Origin of the sequence: Flavivirga eckloniae (genome assembly GCF_002886045.1) — a bacterium.
GTDB classification, from domain to species: Bacteria; Bacteroidota; Bacteroidia; order Flavobacteriales; family Flavobacteriaceae; genus Flavivirga; species Flavivirga eckloniae.
This window is the reverse complement of sequence record NZ_CP025791.1, coordinates 2,015,230-2,031,184: the sequence shown is the minus strand read 5'-3', so window position 1 is coordinate 2,031,184 and position 15,955 is coordinate 2,015,230. Positions and strand designations below refer to the sequence as shown.

Below are 15,955 nucleotides of genomic sequence, written 5' to 3'. Positions count from 1 at the left end.
TTTCAGTCAGAAGGGTTTATAGACATTTCTGCTTCTTTTTTTGAATTTTGGATATGTTAATCGAGGGGATGCCTTAAGATCATAATTCGTTAAAAGTTTTGTTTAATTAATAACAAAAACGATGTGATTTATTGGACATACTCTAATTTCAAAGTTCAAACAAAATCAATATGATATGGGGCAATTGCTCGTATGTCAGAGGCGAGGATAATGTAACACTTTAATATAGCCATAAAAGAATCATTAAAAGGTTATGTTGAATTCATTATGACAAAATACTATATAATCCATAAAATAAGAATCTAAATACAAATGTAAATGTTCATTTTTTAATAAATAATAAGGCTAGATTGTTTACCATGGATTTAATTTAACTTGAAAAATCAGTTGGTTTTAATGGAAAAGGCATCTGTTAAGATGCCTTTTCCTTACCATTTGAACCTTATATTATGGATTCTTTGGTTTTTTTAATAGATTATCTGGAATAGTAGCACAATCATCTGTATCGTATAGACTAACAGTGCCAAGCCCAAATACAAAAGTTGTACATATTTCACCATCATTGATTGTTTTACAGTCTGGTATTTCTGTTATGTCATCAAGCGTAATTAGTGTACACAAATTATTATTGGTTGTGTCAATGTAGTATGCGTCTTGGGGAGCTTCATCACTTGCATTGGTTGTAAAAGCTAGAGAAGCAGTAATTGCTAACATTAACGCTAAAGCTGGTAAAGCGATTTTAAAAAGATTTTTCATAATATAGATATTTAAAAATTAATGACCTACTCTATTTTACAGGTTTTCGGTCTTATCCCTGACTGCAGTTTTGTTAACAGATATCTCTGTATTTGTTTTTTTAAATTTTAGATATTCTTATTTAGGTTTTGGGGCTCTATTGGGGGAGATGATTCATCAAAATAACGATCATTTAGTTGATATGAAATGATGTTATTGCCAATAAGCCCTATTAATTTATTATCAAGCATGTAAAATGCTTTAAGTTTATTTTCTCCAATATCCTTAACATAAAAGCTGAATTTATATTTTTTTTTCTCGATATTATACACATCAATGGTAGTAGATTTTTTCCAAGAGACCAGATGTTCTTTTCGTCCTAATATTTGAGAGTTTATAAAAAGATGGTCTCCGGAGGTTGCACTATACCTATTTACCATCAACGAAGGAGCCAATTTTTTTTCTTTTTTAGTGGTAATCACTTTTATTTGAGCCTGACTAATGGAATCAATAGTTTTTCCTCGTAGTTGTAATTGGAGATTATCGTTAACAACGATGTATTGGTTACGATAAAAATAGGTATATATTAATTGTTTTCGTTGTCTATTGTACAGAAGTTTTCCATCTACGTCAAAAATACCATCCACTTGTTTTTGTAAAAGTTTATGAGATAGGGTTATTGTAGCTGAGTCTGAAAGGTGTATAGTTCCCAAGGCAAGTTCTCTAGTTTTACTACTCATGGCACTTACAGCCAATGAAATCGAATCTATGGCTTGTACATCAGTAAAATAAGGTATAGTTTCCGATATGGAATATGCTTTCCAGTCTTTGGTGTTTCCTCTAAGGATATAAGGAACAGTACCATCCATTAAAAAGAAATAAGGAGGTATCACTCGTAGCTGCGGATTGCGTATAAGTAAGCTATCCTGGTCTATACTCAAACGAATAATTTGCTTCTTTTGAAGAGCTGAGTCTACTACAGTAAGACTTAAGGGAGAACTTGGGTGCCCTAGATAAATTTTATCCTCAGCAGCTCCAGCAATATAATACCGATTAGATTCGAGATCTAATTTCTGAATTTTAGCTGGGGAGATATGCTGATAGAAACGACGAAAACTTGTATCTATTGGTAGCTTTTTCTTTGTAAAAGCAAACAAAAGAACCATAAACCCTATACTGGCTATAGTACAGATTAGAATCGATTTATATGAGTTTTTAAGTGTCATAAAGAGGCGTATTTCAGGGGTGTGTGATTTCTTTTTTCGTTTATTAAAAGTATTCCCATAAACCCTAAAATCACAAAAAAGATATTAAAGATTAAATGTTCAGTCCATCCAAGTTTTTCTATAATTCCTCCACAGGAGCAAGGGATGTCGTCACTAAAATTTAAAACAATAAAGATATAGGCAGTAAACATAACCATGAGATTAAATGCAGCATACATACCAAGCTGCCTAAATCTTGGAAAAATTATTAGTAGAGCAATTAGAATTTCTAGGGGTGGTATAATCCAGACTATAATGCCTGCAAAATGAGTGAGCATTTGGGATTGTTCAATCTGGGCTTTAAACGTATCAAAAATCAGTAATTTGCTTAAGGCTGCATATACAAATAAGAGGATATATAGAAAACAAATTAGTTCTAATAAAATGCTTTTGTATCTATTATGAATTTTCATAAATTAATGATTGTTATTTGACAATACAAAGATGAGAGATAAAACTTATTTTAAATGGATAAATAGTTGCCTTAGAGGGATTTGTTAGTGAAACTCAATTTTGAGAATTCCGATTTATATCGAGAGCAGTCAAAATTGTAAGTTGAACTAATCCCGCCTTGGGAGGGATATGAATATTTGATTTGTTTATGAAGAGCAAATTTCAGTAGGCATTTTAATATTTAGGAGCTTATAAAAGGCATTAGCCAAAACCAACGAAGTGGATGTGTATAACTGATAACAAATGAAGAATTATAAATTGGAAAACCAGGATTTAATTAACAATTTGAAGATATAGGGTCATATACAAGTTTGTATGATGTTTATAAGTGATTGGCTTTACTTTTAAATACAGTTGGTTTTAAGAAAAAGGAGATTATTTAGGCTCCTTTTTCTAATTACTCATTAAGGTTTTCTTAAATGTAAAGTGCAATTAGCGTCTGCAAAAAGGAATGCCGCACCTTGTCCAAAAACAAATATAGTACATACAGGGCCTGTATTTATAACATTACAATTAGGTATGAATGAGTCATCAATAGTTACGCATATACATTCATCAGTGTCTTTATCTTTATAATAAACATCGATGGGAGCCTCTTCAGATACATTTGGTGCAAAAGCAAGTGAAGTAGTGATAGCAATAATTAAAGCAAAAACAGGTAAAGCGAATTTAAAAAAAATAGATTTCATAATACGGATATTTAAACATTAATGGCTTACTTTATTGTACAGGTTTTCGGCCTTCTTCCTGGGATAGTAGTGTAAGAACATTTTGAGCATTTAAGCTAAAACATTTTCAGGGTTTGAATAAAGTTCTTTATAGCAATGGAAAAGAAGAAATTATATTTATTCAATTACCTTTATTGAGATATGACTAAAGTTACATAATAGGAATTGTTTGTGGAGGATAAAAACTTGCCTGATACGGATTTTTGAAAAGGTGTGGCTTAAGTAAATTTTAATAAATATCAATTGATAGCTCTTTTGAAGTTTTTTTGGGTGCTTATTTGTGTGAACTAAAAGCCCAAAGAGTGACTATTATAAGTTGAGCATAAAAAGTTAAAAATATATAGAAAAAACCAGAGCGAACTGTTTTTGAAAAGAATTCTAAAATTTAAGAAAAGTGGATGCTGCTCTGGTCTTTTGGGGGATTGTTTATAGTAAACTCTTGATTTTACTCAAAAGCTACTTATAGGGTAACATATGGTAGCTTATTTAGTTTTGCGAGTTCATTTGACTTTATTTGTTCAATAAGCTCAGATCTGTCTATGCCAAAATCACTGGACAGGTAATGAACCTGGTTTTCTCCTTCTAAACGATTAGACGTCGTAAGAAAGCAATGCCAGTGTTCTCCAGAGTCGATAATTTTAGCAACCGATCTATATCCTTTTTGGGAAAACTCAGAAACGTATTGACTTAAAGTGTATCCAAACTCATGGTAAGCTTTAAATATAAAAGATGTGAGTGTTTCAAGAGGTAGAAAATAACCATTAAGTAATTTTTCCTGGTCCTTTTTTCTTTTGGTTTTTAAAAGTTTAATTAAGTTTTTAGGAACTTTTATTCTTTGAAAATCTTTTTTTAGGTTTAACCAATGCTCATAAGCATTTTTAAATATATCTTGACTTTTAGAAGTGAAAGGTTTTTTGCCAGTCATTTCATCTTTGGGTACGCCATTTAGTATCATCTGTTTTACTATAATGTCATTCCCATACTGTTTGATGGGATTTTCTTTTTCAAACTCTCTATCATCAAACATGATGTATTCCTTTTTTGTTTTCTTATGTGTGTATATGCGTTGTGTCATTACTTTTTTAGATTATGGGGTGACCTCATCTAATGAGCGAATAAAATTCGGTAATAAAACTTATTCTAAAAGGATGAAAACTTACCCGAGAGGGATTCCTTGGTGAAACTGTAAATACTGAACTTGTTTCAGTATCTCAAAAAATTAAAAGATATACTTAAAGTTTAAAGAAAAATCTTTTAATTTATTTCTGTAGGTTGATTCTGGAACTGTTGGAAATCTTGTAGGTTTTTATCTTATTTATGTATTTTAATTATATAAAAAAGGAGAGATTGATTTTTAAGTTTAAAGTTTTGGTTAGTAATATTTTAAAAACTGGGTAGGTTCATTTGAGAAACGATTTTTAGGACAACCACAAATTCGGACTACCCAGTTTAGAGGGGTATTATAAGTAAATTTAAATCAATTACAAATTTAGCTAATGAGAGTTTGCTTAAGCGGAGTAAAAATTGTCTGAGAGGGATTAAAAAAGGTATAATGTTTTAAATTTAGTGTTATTCGATTTTGTCAATTTAAGATTCGATTTAATTATTGATTGCTGTGTTGTAGAACTAAGACCGCTTCAATGTAAGAACAAAGATAAAAACTTGTTTGTAGTTGGTAGGAAACATTACTGTTTATAGATTTGTACGAATGATCCTATGAAAACTTAGAAAAGAAGCTTGTTGTTTGTCATTCCTGCGAAGGCAGGAATCTACTTGTTTACGCAACACTCTATACGGTAATGTATCATTTAATGTTTTCTATACTTCACAAATAAAATCTAAAGGAATGAAGTCGATGGATTCATACTTTGCTTTGTTTATATTGTTAAATCGTTGTTTGTTAACAATATAAATATTATTAACCTTTTTTTATTTAAGTCCACATTAATTTTATACTTTCAAGTGTTTCGGTGGATTCCTGCCTGCGCAGGAATGACAAAGTCCGTTAAATATACAATGGGTTGGTTTACATATAAATTTCAGCTACGCTCAATCTCCAAAATCCCTATGAAAGGTGATCGGGCGCAACCGAAATTGTGTATCAGACAAAACAAATATCGACGATATGATTTAATTTTAAAGGATTAAAACTTATCTAAAAGGGATATCTTATGATGCTCAAATTGTTGGCATATACGAAGTTAGAAATTGGTGTTTGTTATGTGTAAATAAGAACAAATATCGCTTTGCTTTAAGGGTTAAGAATAGAGATTTGTTTATAGCAGGCTTTTAACATTTTGACTGGTTATCTATGTCTTATATTAGGTTTATTCCTATTATATTAACGTGAAAAACTTGCATAAGAAAATTTATGTCAGTTTGAGTGATCCCGATTTTCTTCGGGATCGTATCGAAAACCAATAAATTTTCGTCAACAAAAGCTTCTCGATAGCTCCGCTGAGCGTAGTCGAAGTGCTAAATTCTTCCAGAATTTCACTCGAAGTGACATCTTGAACTTTTAAACAAGATTCAAGTTATATTATTAAACGGTTTTAAAGAAAAGCTTGTTTTGAGGATAAATAAGTATAATCCTCGACAAGCTCGGATTGACATGACGTTATTCAATTGTCAACCTAACTAAATGAAAAGTATTATCGAATCGGAAAGACAAATTGAAGTTACTTGTCATGCTGAGCTTGTCGAAGCATCTTATTGAGACTTAGTTTTAATTTGAATATATTAACCTTCTATACCTGAGGATAGTCAAAACCTATTTAAACTTACAAGTTTTAATAACTTTTCGACTTTAGTTTATAAGGAGGCAAATAACAAAATTAAAATGCTTATCGTTAAAATATACCTATTTTTAAATCGAATTCTCATTAACCTAATAATTTTCTTTTAAAGACAATTTATAAAACTAGACCCTGTTTAAATACTTTGGATTTGTTTTTAGAGAAGAAATAAAACTTTAAACTTCAGAAGATAATTTGTGATTTATAAATCTTTTATTCGGCTACGCTCAATCTGTAGAATTCCAATAAATGGTGATTGGGCGCAACCGAAGTCAAAAGACAAAAATTACTAACCATTACAAATATCGAGTATAAAGTTTAACTCAAATGGATTAAAACTTGTCTTAAAAGGATTTTACATTATAATTTGGACATATATGAGGCTTAAAAACACGTATTGTCATTGCGAAGTAGCGCCCACTGAGCGTAGTCGTGCCCACTGAGCGTAGTCGTGCCCACTGAGCGTAGTCGAAGTGTAGCAATTTGTTTAATTTTAGAATTATTTCAAAAGATTCTTCACTTCGTTCTGAATGACAAGTTAACTTAACTTCAAAAGTTGTTGAATTTCCAACTAAAACTTAACATGAAGTATTGCTTAAGAACGGTGCTTTGAGAATCTTGGATATAATTTTGGGTAGCAATACGTCTGGCATTGGTATTTTGATTTAACAAATCGTAGACCTTCAAAGTTAAAGTGCCACGGTCTTTAAACATATCATAAGCCAAAGTTGTATTCCAAAACCAAGCGCTTTTTTGAAAACCTTCGGCTACGTTTGGGTTATAATTAAAGCTAATGTTGTGTTGCCATTCAAATCGTTTAGGTACGAATGTCGTTATTTGTATCCCTGCTGAATGATTGATAAATTCCTGATTTTCAAAATCGTCTAGATCGAATGTCGTTTTGTTAAAAGATAACCTATAATTAGGGACAACCATCATCACGTTGTCCCATGTAAAGGTGATGTCGGCATAAGGCGTTAAAGATATATTATCCGAAACATATTGTACATCATTATTAAAGTTTACGGTTCTATTTACTCCAGTAGATAGACCAACATTATATTTAAGTGTTTTCAAGCTGTCTATTTTTACGGTTTTGTTATAGCTTGCGCTGGCATTCAGACTATAGCCTCCGTCTACATTGTCATAACTGGTATTTCTCACAAAATTTTCGTCAATAGTTGTTTTAGTAACTACCTGATTGTTGCTTAAGTTGGCATATATATGGCTAAAGAAACCGTTACGTTTTTGAAAGTTAAAAGTATTATAACCAAAGTAAAAGCTATGTGTGTTTGTAGGTTTTAAATTGGGGTTTCCCTTTATAGTGTTTAAAGGGTTGGAGACATCTTGAAAAGGCTGTAATTGTGATAATTGAGGCGGAATGTTATCTAGCCCATAACTAGCATATAAATACGATTTTGGATTAAATTGATAGTGAAGATACGATCTCAATTCTACGGTTTCAAAATCTCTGGTGAGACTTAAATCTGGTCTTAAAAGGTCGGTATTTTGCATGGTTCTAAATACATATCCTACTTCGGAACCAATAGACCACTTTTCTTTTTTGTAAGTAAGTTTTAAAGTGGGGGTGCTTCTTTTGTTTTTATACTCAAAATCTGTACTTAGGTCTTTATTAAATACTGTAAAACTTTGTGTGTTTTCATCAAAATCATAAGTGCTATTTATATTGTCTTGTTTATCATTTCTATAGTTGTATTTAAAATCTAAAAAGAAAAGGTTTGCTTTTAGTGGCCATCTAAATGATGCGGTTGTATTTATACCTTGCGATTTCCTATCGCCATCAGTTAACTGATTTCGACTAATGGTTTCGGGTGTTGTTCCAAAAATTAAGGTTTCGGAATTTATAAACTTGTCAGATTCAGAGGCCTCGTGTCTATTTGAGAGGTTGAATTTAATATAGGCCCCTTTTTTTCCAATCCGTTTTGTGATGTCCATGTAGTTGTTAAAGTTTTTATTTGTAGTTTCTGAAAATGAGGATACATCGGATTGATTTGTTATGGTGTTCGTATCATCTTTGGATACTTCACCGGTAGATGTTTCTATTTTATTATTAGTAAGAGTAAATGATGGGCGTATATTGATTAAAAGCGTAGAGTCAATTTCAATATTAAAGCCCAAATTAGCATTGTGATTATTGTTTTCACTATAAGAGTTTGAAGTTGAATTGGTAAAATATCTGGAGTCGGGGAGGATGTTTTCTCGATTCGTTATATTGTCATTTTCTGTACGAGTATTAGAAAAGAAATAGTTAGCAGAAATATCACTGTTCTTTTTCAGTTTATCTGCATAATTGGCTCCGTAGTTTTGGGAGGTAATAATGCCTTGTCCGCTTGTAAGCCCTCTTCCAAAACTAAATCCGGGAGAATTAACATTATTTCCTCCTGCCAGTATACTTATACGTTGGTCGTTATCAAAAAGATTGAGCATACCAGCAAGTTCGTAACGCTTATTAGTTCCAGTACCAGCTGCTATTTGTCCAAAAGTACCGTCGTTATTTTCTTCTTTTATAACAAGGTTGATTGTTTTTTTTTCTTTTTTACCCTCGTCTCCGGCAAAAGCTTCTGCTTTTGTTTTTGTATCTGTAATTTCAACGTTTTCAATAATTTCTTTTTTTAAATACCTGGTTGTTATGGTTGGGTCGTTACTAAAAAAGGGTTTCCCGTTTACCAAAATGTTATCTACATCTTTACCATTTATGGTAATCTTTCCTACCTCGGAAACTTCAACCCCGGGCAATTGTTTTAATAATTCCTCAACATTGGCATCTTTTCTAGTTTTGAAAGATGTAGCATTAAATTTTAGAGTATCTTTTTTTATAACAACCGGCGGAGTTACTTTTATAAGGACTTCATCCAGAGCGTCGAGGTCTGTTTTTAAATTAATCGTACCCAAATCGGTTGATTCTTTGTCTAGGTTAATAGATTGAAAATGGGTTTTATAGCCTACATAAGAAATAAAAAGGTTTAGTCGTTTGTCTGCTATTTTACCTTCTAAAGAAAACTTACCGTTTTTATCTGAAATAGTATAAGTAACTAGGCTACTATCTTGAACACGTTGTAAATAAACAGTGGCGGCTTCTAGAGCCATTTTATCGGCTTCGGTAGTTAAAGTTCCAGAAATTTTAAAAGGTTTAGTTTGTGCGAAAGTTCCAGTTGCCCAAAGAATTGCAAATATAAAAACACAATATTTCACACGTTTACATTTTAGTTAGCTTATGTGGCTCAATTATAATATTAAGAGGTTCCTCGAACCCGTTTTTATCAAATGATACATTCTATCCAAAAGAATTCCTTGAAGATTTCTTTTAGGCTTTCTGTCTTATATTCGTATAAGTGTGTATTTTTTTATTCATACATTAAGCTTAAGCTCTTAAGAGTAAGCTGTTTTGTTAATACTAAGAGAATGATTACCAATTGGTGTTATAAATTGACTATTCATTAAATGTGTCCTTTTCAAATCCAGCTACGCTCAATCTCCAAAATCCCAATAAAGGTGACCGGGCGCAACCGAAGTTGAAAAGACAACTAACTAACTAACAACTATGAAACAAATATCGAGGATAAAACTTAACTCAAATGGATTAAAACTTGTCTGAAAAGGATGTAATGCAGCTAAGGAAATTATAGCAGTTATTTTGAGAGATTATCATGCTAAATTTTAATTAATATATTGAAAATGAATCTTAAAATGAGTTTAATAGTAGATTTTTGTGTGATAAATCAAAAGACAAAAGGTGGTTCGCTTGTCACGCTCGGTCTGTTGAGTGTAGGTTAAAGCAAAATGAATTTATTAAGAGTCCTCGACAAGCTCCGACAGACAATCTCGTAATTAAATTGTCTTGCTAAAAAAAGGTTAATATTAAATTAAAAGAGATGTTATACCAAGTATATCACGCTGAGTTTGTAGAAACGAAACCAAGCATCAAGAATATAACTTTCGATGCTTGGTCAATACTTCATTGTATTTGTGCCAGCTCTTTTTTTACTTGATTACGGCTGATTTTTATTGGTTTGTTTTCTCAGATCCCTTGGTGTAAAACCATATTTTTCCTTAAAGGCTTTAGAAAAGTGAGGGGCACTAACAAACCCAGTAAGATGCGCTACTTCTTTTATTGAGGTGTCTGTATGTTGAATTAAAAGACTGGCCTTTCTCAACCTTTCGTTAATTAAAAATCGAAAAACAGTTTCTCCATACAATTGTTTAAAACCATACTTTAATTTGTATTCATTAGTTCCAAAGGTATGTGCTAATTCTATTAGTGGAGAAAGAGGTTTGTCTAAGTTGTTTATTATATGATCATGAACTTTTCGAATTTTTCTTATGTCGGAAAAGCTAAGGTTGAGTTGTTTACTTTTTGTGTTTGATAAATCAGGGATAGCCATCTTATTTTTGTCCTTAGCAGAGTTTATTATTTTCTGCAGTTTGTTTTCTCTTTCTTGGCTACTTTTAATAATTTCGATAGAGGTTATAACAATTCTTTCAGATTGATGGATGTGGTCTACGAATTTACTAACCAAACAATTAGTCATTAAAATTAGTTTTTGTTTGGTTTTAAAAGATAGCACAATAAACTCTTCGTACGAGTCTAGATTTGTGTGAGCTATTTTAGATTTTAGTTCTTCCCAGGCTAATTTAGAATCTTTAGTTAGAAATTTAGAAAAAGATTCTCCCTGTAATTCATCATCGTCAAAAAACAACATTTGTTTTATTCTGGAATTAAAGGCAACAATAGTGCCTTCAGTATCCAGAACAAAGAACATTTGCACCAAATGCTTATATGTTTCATTTAGATTTACATAGCCTTGATGCAGAAAAGAACCTTTAATTTCCTCAAAAGTCATATTAACAAGTGCGGTAAGCGCTTCAATATCATCATTTAAGTCTGATCGTTCAAGTTTGTAAGCAAAATTCCCACTAGCAAACTCTAAAAGCATAGTGTGTATTTGCTTAATTCTTTCTTTATTAATCTCATCATCGTTCATAAATAAGTAAGTTTAGATTTGTTAATATTTGAGAGACTTAATATAAATATAAACAGAAAAAACTAAAGATTATTTTATTCAAAAAGACACAAGGGGTTGTAAATCCTGTTTTTATAACTGGTTAATTGTCATTGGATTGCCTTCTCAGGTCTCTAGGTGTGAACCCATATTTTTCTTTAAAAGCTTTAGAAAAATGGGGAGCACTAATAAATCCTGTTAAATGCGCCACTTCTTTTATGGATGTGTCCGTATGCTGAATTAAAACACAAGCTTTTCTCAACCTTTCATTAATTAAAAACCGGAATACGGTTTCTCCATATAGTTGTTTAAATCCATACTTTAATTTGTATTCATTAGTGCCAAAAGTATGGGCTAGTTCTATTAAAGGTGAAAGTGGTTTATCTAAGTTGTTTATAATATGATCGTGAACTTTTCTAATTTTTCTTATATCAGAAAAGCTTAGGTTTAACTGTTTATTTTTGTTAACGACCGTTCTGGGCTTAATCGTTTCATTTTTGTTCTTTCCAGAATTTACAATTTTCTGTAATTCAATTTCTCTTTCTTTACTGCTTTTAATGATCTCGATAGAGGTAATGACTATTCTTTCCGATTGATTAATATGGTCTATAAATTTGCTTACCAGGCAATTAGCTGTTAAGATTAACTTTTGATTCGTTTTAAAAGATAGCATAATAAACTCTTCATGAGAATCCATGTTTGTATGCATTATCTTTGATTTTAAACCCTTCCAGGCTAGTTTAGAATCTTCAGTTAGAAATGTAGAAAAATCTTTTTCCTGTAATTCATTGTCGTTAAAAAGTAACATCTGTTTTACACGAGAGTTAAATGTTACTATGGAGTTCTCCATATCTAATACAAAGAACATTTGAACCAGATGCTTGTACGTTTCATTTAGGTTTACATACCCCTGGTGCAGAAAGGAGTCTTTTATTTCTTCAAGGGTCATATTAACTAATGCAGTGAGCGCTTCTATATCATCATTCAAGTCAGATCTTTCAATCTTATAAGCAAAATTTCCACTTGCAAACTCCAAAAGCATAGTGTGTATTTGCCTGATTCTTTCTTTATTAATCTCATCATCGTTCATAAGTAGTTAGTTTAGATTTGTATAATGTTAGGGAAACTTGGATACGGTTAAAAATAGAAAAAATTAAAGATTATTTTTTTTGAAAAGTAAAGGATACATGAGTTTTGGGGTTTTAATCAATTGTCTTTATATTATTTAAGAATTCAATGGCATCCTCTTTTTCTGTAAATATTTGAATTTTAAAAGCGGGATTATTGGCTTTAAGAAAAAATCCAGATATGGCACTGGTCAAAGGAGGGTTTACTAATAAAGCAACGGCTTTAATTAGAACAGAACCTTCTAAGGCAAAATAATTTCTTGCGCTTTTGTTTACACTTTTAACGCCTCTCAAATCGCAATAGATTAGGAAGTCTTTTCCTTGCTGTAAAAAAAGCCGATCTTTTACGATTTTTATCGCTCCGGATAAATCTATTGAAGCCCCGTCCTTATAAACAGTATAAAGAATGTCGTCTTCAATCCAATATTTAACAAATTTATTTTCTATATGATCAATCAAAACTATTATAAATTTAGGGGTTTTCCGAATTTAAAAATTTTAGAGCATCTTCTTTTTCAGTAAATGCTTTAGTTACAATAGTAGGGTTGCTCGTCTTGATATAAAAACCAGATATCGCGTTAGTTAATGGGGTGTTAATTAATAGGGCAACTGCCTTAATTAGCACGGAGCCTTCTACAGCTAAATAATTTCTCGCGCTTTTGTTTATACTTTTTATTCCTCTCATATCACAAAGAATTAAAAAGGCCTCTCCTTGTTGCAAAAAAAGCCGGTCTTCTACAACTTTTATAGCTATAGATAAATCAATAGAAAGACCATCTTTATAAACAAAATAAAGAATGTTTTTTTCAATCCAGTATTTTGCATACTCATTTTCTATATAGTCTATCAAGTTATTTTAAAATTTAGGGGTTTAAAAATTTTACTTGTTTAAATCTAATAATACATGCGTCGTCATTAACTTTTTTGTATCAATTTAATTTACTAGGGGAGAGATTTGTCTTTTATAAAGTGAAACAAATTAGAACAAAATATATTAGAACAAAACAAATATAATTACAATTATTTTAATGTAACTGGGGTAAAACCGTACTTTTTGATACCGCAAGTATAATTTGGATACATATTGTGTTTAATTTTTTGTTTCCCTAACTTGGAGGTGTGTGTTTTCACTTTGTAAGGTGTTAATTATTTGTAATTAAGCTTTTTACGGTGTTTTGTTTTTTTCTTTATTATTTCAAAATGCATCTTTTTATTGGTATAAAACTTGTCTTAAAAGGATAAAAACTTGCCTGAAAGGGATTTTTTATTGAGACATGAGAATTGTTATGAGATTTGATCGCTGAATTTTCATAGCTTTATGTTCATACATATTTTTTATAGTTAGACTAGCCCCTCTATAAATCATTACTAACTACTAACAAATTTCAAAATGGCAAAAATTAAACACAATAATTTTCTAGACACTGTGAATGAGGTTTTTACAGATGCTAAAGAGCAGGGAGTACTGCATTTATATGCAGAAGGAGACAGCTTTACAGGAAGAAAAATAAGAGTTAAACAAAAAGATCTTTTTCATTTTGGAACAACCGGATACTTAGGTTTGGAGCAAGATAAGCGTTTAAAGGGAGCTGCAATGAATGCTATTGATAAGTACGGAACACAGTTTCCGCTTTCAAAAGCCTATATTTCACATCCATTATACCGTAAACTTGAAGAAAAGATTACCGAATTATTTAATGCACCCACTATTATAACAAAAAATAGTACCCTCGGGCATATTGGGGTTATTCCCAGCGCTGTTGAAGACGGAGATGCTATAATTCTAGATCATCAGGTGCATTGGACTGTGCAAAGTGCAGCAAATATGCTTAAAACTCGTAGTGTGCCTGTAGAGATGATCAGGCACAATAATCTTGATATGTTGGAAGATAAGATTAAAAAACTATCAACTAAATGTAAGCGGATTTGGTATATGGCAGATGGTGTGTATTCCATGTATGGCGATGTTGCTCCTTTGGGAGAGCTTATGGCGTTATGCGATAAATACCCGCAGTTGCATTTATATCTGGATGATGTTCATGGTATGAGTTGGTCAGGAAAAAATGGAACAGGTTATGTGCTTAGTAAACTAAACGAATTGCCTGAAAATGTACTGTTAATTACTACATTAAGTAAAACTTTTGGAGCTAGTGGAGCAGTAGCGGTGTGTAACCATAAAAAAAGGCATCATAAAATTAAAACTTTTGGAGGGCCCTTAACTTTTTCGGCGCAATTAGAACCGGCCTCTGTAGCTGCTGCCATTGCATCAGCCGATATTCACCTTTCCCCAGAGATTTATATGCTCCAAAACGAACTTTTAGAGCGTGTCACTTTGTTTAATACATTATTAGAGGAAACAGATTTACCTTTGGTTGAAAAGAATAATTCTCCTGTATTTTACATAGGGACAGGCATGCCAGTTACCGGATACAATTTTGTAAATAGGTTGATGAAGGAAGGCTTTTTTGTGAATTTAGGAATATTTCCAGCAGTACCAGTGAAGAATACTGGGATAAGAGTAACTATTTCACGACATAATCAGGTTGAAGAAATGAAAGGCTTAGTAGATGCTATGGTGTATCATTATCAGAAAGCTCTAGAAGACACACATGCTACACCTGATCAAGTAAGGAAGATGTTTAAAATGCCTGTTTTAAATGAGTTACCAAAGAAGAAAATTGTTGACGATTTTCATATAGTATACGAGGAGACTATTCAGAATATAGGCAAGGAAGAATGGAATAATCTTATGGGTAAAAAAGGAGCTTTCGATTGGGATGGCTTGCTTTTTCTCGAAAATGTTTTTAAGAATAACAAACGCCCAGAAAACAATTGGGACTTTCACTATATCATTATTAAAGATGCAAAAAGTGTACCCATATTGGCTACATTTTTTACATATGCTCTATGGAAAGAAGATATGCTTGCCCCGATTTCTGTTTCAATTAAATTAGAGGAAATACGAAAAGAAGATCCCTATTACCTTACCTCAAAGGTGCTAGGTATGGGGTCGCCTTTTACAGAGGGAGAACACCTGTATTTAGATAAGTCGCACCCATATTGGGAATTGGCAATAAAGCAGATGTTGGATAAAGTTGAAGAGTTAGAGCAACAGTTTAATTCAAATTGGGTGGTGTTGAGAGATTTTGAAAACGAAGAGAAACTAAGCCAGTTATTCCACCAACAAGGATTTATTAAAACTGTAATGCCAGATTCTTGTCAAATACTGGATCTTCATTGGAAAACAATAGAAGAGTACCCAGAAGCATTGTCTACACGTTCCAGGAAACATTTCAAGAAAGATATTCAGCCCTACGAGGAGCGTTTCAAGGTAGTATATAACAACAAGTCTACACCTAAACAAATAGATCAATTTTATGAGCTATATAGCAATGTAAATAAAAACAATCTCGCTCTAAACATGTTTCCTCTGCCCAAAAAGCTGTTTACTATGATGGCTAAGCACCCTAATTGGGAATTTTTAGTGCTCTACTTAAAAAAGGAATATAACGTTGGACGATCACATATTCCGGTAGGTGTTATGTTTTGTTATAAAAATTTAGAACATACGTATACGCCAGCCTTTATTGGTATGGATTATGATTACACAGACGAACATCAGGTTTATAGACAATTGTTATACCAAACAGTTAAACGTGCTACAGAGCTTGGATTTAAACAGATTGATTTTGGTATGACAGCATCTTTCGAAAAGAAAAAAGTAGGTGCTACAATTATCCCGAAAACGTCTTATATACAAGCCAAGGACAACTTTTCTTTAGAGTTGATGGGCGTCATGCAAAATAAGTAATTAGTGTTATATTAATTATT

Annotated in this window: 11 protein-coding genes; 1 reads left to right on the top strand and 10 read right to left on the bottom strand. The window is 31.9% G+C overall.

Annotated elements, in window-relative coordinates:
* Positions 1–447: 447 nt before the first annotated feature.
* The 10 genes from C1H87_RS08335 to C1H87_RS08290 all read right to left on the bottom strand — a co-directional run bounded on the left by C1H87_RS08335 (position 448) and on the right by C1H87_RS08290 (position 12,974).
* Positions 448–756 (bottom strand): DUF6520 family protein, encoded by a 309-nt coding sequence (locus tag C1H87_RS08335; RefSeq protein ID WP_102755369.1) that lies wholly within the window; start codon positions 754–756, stop codon positions 448–450.
* 107 nt (positions 757–863) lie between these two features.
* Complete coding sequence (locus C1H87_RS08330) at positions 864–1,961, bottom strand: hypothetical protein (protein WP_158655163.1); 1,098 nt, start codon at positions 1,959–1,961, stop codon at positions 864–866.
* Positions 1,958–2,413 (bottom strand): MauE/DoxX family redox-associated membrane protein, encoded by a 456-nt coding sequence (locus tag C1H87_RS08325; protein WP_102755367.1) that lies wholly within the window; start codon positions 2,411–2,413, stop codon positions 1,958–1,960. Before C1H87_RS08325 ends, C1H87_RS08330 begins: the two co-directional genes overlap by 4 nt.
* A 444-nt stretch (positions 2,414–2,857) precedes the next feature.
* On the bottom strand, positions 2,858–3,142 hold the full coding sequence (locus C1H87_RS08320; RefSeq protein ID WP_102755366.1) for a DUF6520 family protein: 285 nt from the start codon (positions 3,140–3,142) through the stop codon (positions 2,858–2,860).
* 499 nt (positions 3,143–3,641) lie between these two features.
* Entirely contained in the window at positions 3,642–4,256 is a 615-nt protein-coding gene (locus C1H87_RS08315; RefSeq protein WP_102755365.1) for a hypothetical protein, read from the bottom strand.
* Positions 4,257–6,525: 2,269 nt separating this feature from the next.
* Positions 6,526–9,189 (bottom strand): outer membrane beta-barrel protein, encoded by a 2,664-nt coding sequence (locus C1H87_RS08310; protein ID WP_102755364.1) that lies wholly within the window; start codon positions 9,187–9,189, stop codon positions 6,526–6,528.
* Between the two features lie 797 nt (positions 9,190–9,986).
* A complete protein-coding gene (locus tag C1H87_RS08305; protein WP_102755363.1) occupies positions 9,987–10,979 on the bottom strand; it encodes a helix-turn-helix domain-containing protein in 993 nt (330 codons plus the stop codon).
* Positions 10,980–11,100: 121 nt separating this feature from the next.
* Entirely contained in the window at positions 11,101–12,087 is a 987-nt protein-coding gene (locus C1H87_RS08300) for a helix-turn-helix domain-containing protein (protein WP_102755362.1), read from the bottom strand.
* Positions 12,088–12,199: 112 nt separating this feature from the next.
* Positions 12,200–12,583, bottom strand: a complete 384-nt coding sequence (locus tag C1H87_RS08295) for a DUF7793 family protein (RefSeq protein WP_102755361.1) — start codon at positions 12,581–12,583, stop codon at positions 12,200–12,202.
* A 13-nt stretch (positions 12,584–12,596) separates the two neighbouring features.
* Positions 12,597–12,974 (bottom strand): DUF7793 family protein, encoded by a 378-nt coding sequence (locus tag C1H87_RS08290; RefSeq protein WP_102755360.1) that lies wholly within the window; start codon positions 12,972–12,974, stop codon positions 12,597–12,599.
* 540 nt (positions 12,975–13,514) lie between these two features.
* Here C1H87_RS08290 and C1H87_RS08285 point away from each other — a divergent pair.
* Positions 13,515–15,935, top strand: a complete 2,421-nt coding sequence (locus C1H87_RS08285) for a bifunctional aminotransferase class I/II-fold pyridoxal phosphate-dependent enzyme/GNAT family N-acetyltransferase (protein WP_102755359.1) — start codon at positions 13,515–13,517, stop codon at positions 15,933–15,935.
* The last annotated feature ends 20 nt before the right edge of the window (positions 15,936–15,955 follow it).